Source organism: uncultured Gilvimarinus sp., from assembly GCF_963972205.1.
Taxonomy (GTDB): Bacteria; Pseudomonadota; Gammaproteobacteria; order Pseudomonadales; family Cellvibrionaceae; genus Gilvimarinus; species Gilvimarinus japonicus.
Genome location: NZ_CAXAUC010000010.1, coordinates 101,287 through 107,581, shown reverse-complemented (window position 1 = coordinate 107,581; position 6,295 = coordinate 101,287). Strand labels below are relative to the sequence as shown.

Below are 6,295 nucleotides of genomic sequence, written 5' to 3'. Positions count from 1 at the left end.
CACCAATCCGAATCGCACAAGCCCCTAATCACATTATTTTTACACTTTCTTTAACACCGCCTAAATCGCGCAAAAAACGACCAAACAAATACCCAAACTACAGGCACAAAAAAGGCGGCTTGCGCCGCCTTTTACACTTCTAGCTTTGGCTTATATTTTCATATCGCCAAAAAAGCTTCGCATGCCATCAAACCAACTTTTTTGACGCGGCGAATGCTTGCCGTTTTCCATGGTGCCTTGAAATTGCTCAAGCAAGTCTTTTTGTTTCGCCGTTAGGTTCACCGGCGTCTCCAGCACAACACGGCACATTAAATCACCTGCACCACCGCCACGCACCGGGGCAACCCCTTTACCGCGCAAACGGAACAGCTTGCCAGTCTGCGTCTCGGCAGGTACTTTGAGCTTGACCCGACCATCCAGCGTCGGAACTTCAATTTCACCGCCCAGCGTCGCCTGCACAAAATCGATAGGTACTTCGCAATATAAATCGCGCCCGTCGCGCTGGAAGATTTCATGCTCTTTAACGTTGATCTGTACATACAAATCACCAGTAGGGCCACCTTCCGCCCCAGCCTCACCTTCACCAGATAGGCGAATGCGATCACCGGTATCGACACCCGGCGGCACTTTAACAGACAGGGTTTTGGTCTCTTCGACGCGCCCTTGCCCATGACAGTTACCACAGGGGTCCGAAATGGTCGTACCGCGGCCATGGCAGGTAGGACAAGCTTGCTGCACAGAGAAGAAGCCCTGCTGCATACGCACCTGCCCAATACCACCACAGGTGGAACAACTCACCGGCTTACTGCCAGGCTTAGCGCCCGAACCATCGCAAGTACCACAGTGCGCGAGCGTTGGCACCTTAATTTGTACCTGCGCCCCACGCACCGCATCTTCTAGCGATAAATCCAAGGTGTAGCGCAGATCGGAGCCGCGTGCCGGACCACCACGCGCGCGACCACCACCGGCGCCGCCAAATATATCGCCAAACACATCGCCAAAAATATCACTGAAGTTGCCAAAACCACCGGCGCCAGCACCGCCGCCACCCATACCAGAGTTGCCATCGACACCAGCGTGGCCGAACTGATCGTAGGCGGCGCGCTTTTGATCGTCGGATAAAATCTCGTAGGCCTCACTGGCCTCTTTAAATTTATCTTCCGATGCTTTGTCACCGGGGTTGCGATCCGGGTGATGCTTCATTGCAACCCGACGGTAGGCCTTTTTTAGGTCCTGCGCCGAGACGCCTTTCGACACACCGAGAACTTCGTAATAATCGCGCTTTGCCATGCGTTTGTGTATCCAGTTATTTCAAGTAAGTTGCGATACATAAATGCGGACCGAGGCCCGCATTTATGTAGGTTAAATCAGCAAAAGGGCTCGACTTATTTCTTATCGTCTTCTTTCACTTCTTCAAACTCCGCATCGACAGCGCCATCGTCATCCTGCTGACTGTCACCTGCGGCCTGCTCACCGCCGGCCTCACCCTGCTGCTCGGCATACATCTTTTGCGCCAATGAGCCAGAAGCTTCGGTCAACTTCGTCGTCGCCGCTTCCATGGCTTCTACGTCATCACCTTTAACCGCTTCTTCAGCTTCAGCAATGGCCGCCTCAATCGCCGTTTTCTCTTCCTCTGTGGCTTTGTCGCCCGCTTCGGTTAAGGTTTTTTGCGTCGCGTGCATCAAGCCTTCTAGCGTATTACGAGTAGTGACACGCTGCTCAAACTTTTTATCGGCCTCAGCATTTGCTTCGGCGTCCCGCACCATTGATTCAATTTCATCGTCAGACAAGCCCGAAGAGGCTTTAATAACGATAGACTGTTCTTTACCAGTGGCCTTATCTTTGGCGCTCACGTTCAGAATACCGTTAGCGTCAATATCAAAGGTTACCTCTACCTGAGGCATGCCTCGTGGCGCTGGCGGAATATCAGCCAAGTCAAAGCGGCCCAAAGATTTGTTCTGCGACGACTGCTTGCGCTCACCCTGCACCACGTGAATCGTTACCGCGGTTTGGTTGTCTTCGGCCGTTGAGAACACCTGTGACTTTTTCGTCGGGATCGTGGTGTTTTTCTCAATCAATGGTGTCGCCACACCACCCATAGTCTCAATACCCAAGGTCAGAGGCGTTACATCCAACAACAGTACATCTTTTACGTCACCAGACAATACCGCACCCTGAATCGCCGCACCCATGGCTACCGCCTCATCTGGGTTTACGTCTTTGCGTGGCTCTTTACCAAAAAAGTCAGCAACCGCTTTTTGTACCATTGGCATACGGGTTTGACCGCCCACCAGAATAACATCGCTGATATCGCTAGCCGAAACGCCAGCATCCTTAATGGCCATTTTTACCGGCTCGAGTGAACGAGTTACCAGATCTTCCACCAAAGACTCAAGCTTGGCGCGAGACAACTTAACCACCAAGTGCTTAGGGCCGGTGTTATCGGCCGTAATGTACGGTAGGTTCACCTCAGTTTGCTGACTAGACGACAACTCAATCTTGGCTTTCTCGGCGGCCTCTTTCAGGCGCTGCAAAGCCAAAGGATCATTGTGCAAGTCAATGCCCTGCTCTTTTTTGAACTCGGCCGCCAAATAATTAATCAGCACCAAGTCAAAGTCTTCACCACCCAAGAAGGTGTCACCGTTGGTGGACAGCACTTCAAACTGGTGCTCGCCATCAACGTCGGCAATTTCGATAATTGAAATATCAAAGGTACCGCCACCCAAGTCGTAAACAGCAATGGTGCGGTCGCCTTTTTTCTGATCCATACCGTAGGCTAGTGCCGCTGCGGTAGGCTCGTTAATAATGCGTTTAACATCCAAGCCCGCAATTTTACCGGCGTCTTTTGTTGCCTGTCGCTGCGAATCATTAAAGTAGGCAGGAACCGTAATAACCGCCTCGGTCACCGCTTCGCCCAGGTAATCCTCGGCGGTTTTCTTCATTTTCTTCAGCACTTCAGCTGAGATTTGTGGTGGTGCTTTTTTGTCGCCTTTGGTTTCAACCCAAGCGTCGCCATTATCGGCGGCAACAATTTTGTAAGGCACCATCTTGATGTCTTTTTGCACAACATCGTCTTTAAACTTACGGCCAATCAAACGCTTAACCGCGTACAAAGTGTTGTGCGGGTTGGTCACGGCCTGGCGTTTGGCGCTCTGTCCCACCAGCACTTCATCATCATTGGTAAACGCCACGATCGACGGTGTGGTGCGATCGCCTTCGGCGTTTTCAATTACTTTGGCTTTATCGCCTTCTAGTATGGCTACACACGAGTTAGTGGTACCCAAGTCAATGCCAATAATCTTACCCATGAATCAATCTCCTAAACATTGTCTTTCTGCACTGTTGACCTAGCACGCAATCGGCGGGTCGTTAACAACAAAACAGCACAGAGAATTTATACAGTAAGTGCACAACGCACTATTCCCAGTCAGTAGTAGCTATATGGGCGCCGTTAACGATTTTTCAAGCCTCTAACGACGCAAACAGCGAAATTTTTAACCCTTGGCAACCACCACCATCGCCGGACGTACCAACCGACCATGCAGGGTATAACCCTTCTGAAAGACGTCAATAACCGTATTCGGCTCAACATCCGGGTTGTCAATCATGGTCATCGCTTGATGCAACTGCGGATCAAAGGGTTCACCGGCAGGATTAAGCGCAAGCACTTGGTGACGCGCCAAACTGTCAGTAAAAGACTTCAACGTCAGCTCAATACCCTCAATAATGGGTTTGTTGGCCTCAACGTCACGATCGATAGTGGCTAGCGCCCGCTCTAAATTGTCGACGACAGGCAGCAAATCTATCACCAGCTTCTCCTGGCCAAACTTGTGTGCTTTCTCGACATCTTGCTCTGCGCGACGGCGGCTGTTTTGCGCGTCCGCCTGCGCCCGCAGCGTTTGCTCTTTGGCTGATGCCAAGGCGTTAGCCAAGGTCTCTACCTGAGCACTCAACGTGTCGGCATCATTGACCAGCTGCTCTTCAGGTTGCTCGGTTTCGGGCGAATCTGGCGCCTCGGGCTCTTGTTGATCGTTATGCTCTTGATCTGTCACCTTGCTCTCCATCGTGAATGGTTGAACGAATCTCTGCCGGATATGGGGTTAGCAGAGCAACTTTCAAGGGGTAGACCCTCCATTTTTTATCTAGCAGGGCTCAAAAAAAACCTGTATAAATAACCAGAAAAGACCACCCAAACACGGAGCACGGTATGTTAAGCCACCTGAGCATTCAGAACTTTACCCTGGTAGAGAGGCTGGATCTTGACCTAAAGGCAGGCATGACGGTTATCACCGGTGAGACAGGGGCCGGTAAATCGGTGCTGCTGGAAGCGCTGGGACAAACACTCGGCGACCGGGCCGATGCGTCGCGGGTAAGGCACGGCAGCAAACGTGCCGACATTGCCGCCACCTTTGAACTGGCCACCAACCCGCGGGCGCGCCGCTGGCTAACTCAGGCCGACCTAGCACAGCAAGACGCCCCAGATGAATGCTTATTGCGCCGTACCGTCACCGGAGAGGGCCGCTCTAAAGCCTACATCAATGGCCACCCTGCCACCCTGGCGCAGCTGCGTGAGCTGGGCGATATGCTGATGGACATCCACAGCCAGCACGAACACCAATCGCTTTTGGTAAAAGACAATCACCGCCGCCTGCTGGACGACTACGCCGGCCACAACACACTGGTGCAAGAGGTAAAAACGGCCTACAGCAACTGGCACGAACTAGCCGCCAGCTTGCAGCATCGCCGCGAAAACGCCGATGAAGTGAACGCCCGCTATCAGCTGGTGCACTATCAGGTCGAGGAATTAGACCAACTCAACATTCAGGCAGACGAGATAACCGCACTGGAGCAAGAGCAGCGCGAGCTAACCTGCGCGGAAGATTTACTGCAAACCAGCGCCCAAGTGCTTGCCCTGTGCAGCGACGATGAGCAGGGGCTACAAACAGGCCTGAGCCGGGCACTGCAGATGCTGCGCAAACTCAATAACAAGCCCGCGGCGCTGACTGAGGCCGAGCAGCTGCTGAGCGAAGCCGAGATACAGCTAGAAGAGGCGCAGCACAGCCTTGAGCACTTTGGCGACAGTTTCAGCCTCGATCCCGAGCGCTTACAGTGGGTCGAGGATCGGTTATCGAGCATTTACGACGTAGCCCGCAAGCATCGTGTAGCTCCCGAAGAGCTACCCAAAATTCACGAGGCACTGGCGCACGAGCTGGCAAGCCTGGGCGGGTGCGACGAGCGGCTGGAAGCGATGGCCCGCGAGGTCTCTCAGCTAGAGCAAGAATTTCGCACAAAGGCCGGCGAGCTATCCAGCAAGCGACGCAAAACAGCGGCCACCCTCTCTAAAAAGGTAAACGCGCACCTCAAGGCCCTGGCCATGGAGCACGCCAAACTTACGGTTGAGTGTAAGCCAAGAGACGACCGCCCCAGCGCCCATGGTTTAGAGGATATTGAACTGCTGATCAGCACCAACCCCGGACAACCAGCCGCACCACTGGCCAAGGTCGCCTCCGGCGGGGAGCTATCGCGGGTTAGCCTGGCCATTCAGGTGGTGGCTGCCGAGCGCAGTGCAATTGCCAGCTTGGTGTTTGATGAGGTGGACGTCGGTATCGGCGGCGCGACCGCCGATACCGTAGGGCGACTTCTGCGACAACTCGCCAGCCGCGGACAAATTTTATGTGTCACCCACTTGGCACAAGTCGCCAGCAAAGGGCACCAGCATTTGCGTGTCGAAAAAACCAGTCGCAGCAAATCAGCAGAGACGGCACTGATTGAGCTTGAAGGTAACGATAAGGTGGAGGAGCTAGCGCGTATGCTTGGCGGCGCGACCATCACCGAAGAGTCGCGCGCCCATGCCCAGCAGATGTTAGGGGATGCCGCTGAGGCTTAAGATTTTTTAGGTTTTACGTAAAGCACCAGCGAGTGATCTTCCAGCTCATAGCCGTGTTCGTCGGCTATGCGCTGCTGCAGCTGCTCAATCTCTTCGTTGTGGAACTCAATAACTCGGCCTGAGTCCAAGCACACCATGTGATCGTGATGCTCGCCGCGGGAGATCTCAAATACCGAGTGGCCGCCATCGAAATTGTGGCGAACCACCAGTCCGGCGCTCTCAAATTGAGTCAAAACGCGGTAGACCGTTGCCAGCCCCACGTCGTCGCCAGCCTCCATCAAGGCTTTGTAGACGTCCTCGGCGCTCATGTGATGATCTTCCGACGACTCGAGCATCTGCAAGATTTTAACCCTTGGCAGAGTAACTTTAAGTCCGGCTTTGCGTAATTCTTGGTTTTCATCAGCCATT

5 protein-coding genes are annotated in these 6,295 nt (G+C 53.5%); 1 reads left to right on the top strand and 4 read right to left on the bottom strand.

The window, feature by feature from the left end; genetic code table 11:
* Positions 1-150: 150 nt before the first annotated feature.
* The 3 genes from dnaJ to grpE all read right to left on the bottom strand — a co-directional run bounded on the left by dnaJ (position 151) and on the right by grpE (position 4,052).
* On the bottom strand, positions 151-1,290 hold the full coding sequence (dnaJ, locus tag AACY82_RS14350; RefSeq protein ID WP_339617530.1) for a molecular chaperone DnaJ: 1,140 nt from the start codon (positions 1,288-1,290) through the stop codon (positions 151-153).
* Positions 1,291-1,385: 95 nt separating this feature from the next.
* Complete coding sequence (gene dnaK, locus AACY82_RS14345) at positions 1,386-3,308, bottom strand: molecular chaperone DnaK (RefSeq protein WP_339617529.1); 1,923 nt, start codon at positions 3,306-3,308, stop codon at positions 1,386-1,388.
* A gap of 186 nt (positions 3,309-3,494) precedes the next feature.
* Positions 3,495-4,052: a nucleotide exchange factor GrpE gene (gene grpE / locus AACY82_RS14340; RefSeq protein WP_339617528.1), complete on the bottom strand. Its 558-nt coding sequence runs from the start codon at positions 4,050-4,052 to the stop codon at positions 3,495-3,497.
* A 155-nt stretch (positions 4,053-4,207) separates the two neighbouring features.
* Here grpE and recN point away from each other — a divergent pair, with 155 nt between their 5' ends.
* Positions 4,208-5,887 (top strand): DNA repair protein RecN, encoded by a 1,680-nt coding sequence (gene recN, locus AACY82_RS14335; protein ID WP_339617527.1) that lies wholly within the window; start codon positions 4,208-4,210, stop codon positions 5,885-5,887.
* Here the strand turns inward: recN and fur are convergent.
* The gene (fur, locus tag AACY82_RS14330; RefSeq protein WP_339617526.1) at positions 5,884-6,294 is read right to left on the bottom strand and encodes a ferric iron uptake transcriptional regulator; all 411 of its coding nucleotides are present in this window, start codon (positions 6,292-6,294) and stop codon (positions 5,884-5,886) included. The genes recN and fur overlap by 4 nt on opposite strands.
* Position 6,295: the final 1 nt, after the last annotated feature.

What these genes read in the sequence shown, in the direction of transcription:
- recN (WP_339617527.1), top strand. Translation starts at nt 4,208, where the DNA reads ATGTTAAGCCACCTGAGCATTCAGAACTTTACCCTGGTAGAGAGGCTG.
- dnaJ (WP_339617530.1), bottom strand. Translation starts at nt 1,290, where the DNA reads ATGGCAAAGCGCGATTATTACGAAGTTCTCGGTGTGTCGAAAGGCGTC.
- fur (WP_339617526.1), bottom strand. Translation starts at nt 6,294, where the DNA reads ATGGCTGATGAAAACCAAGAATTACGCAAAGCCGGACTTAAAGTTACT.
- dnaK (WP_339617529.1), bottom strand. Translation starts at nt 3,308, where the DNA reads ATGGGTAAGATTATTGGCATTGACTTGGGTACCACTAACTCGTGTGTA.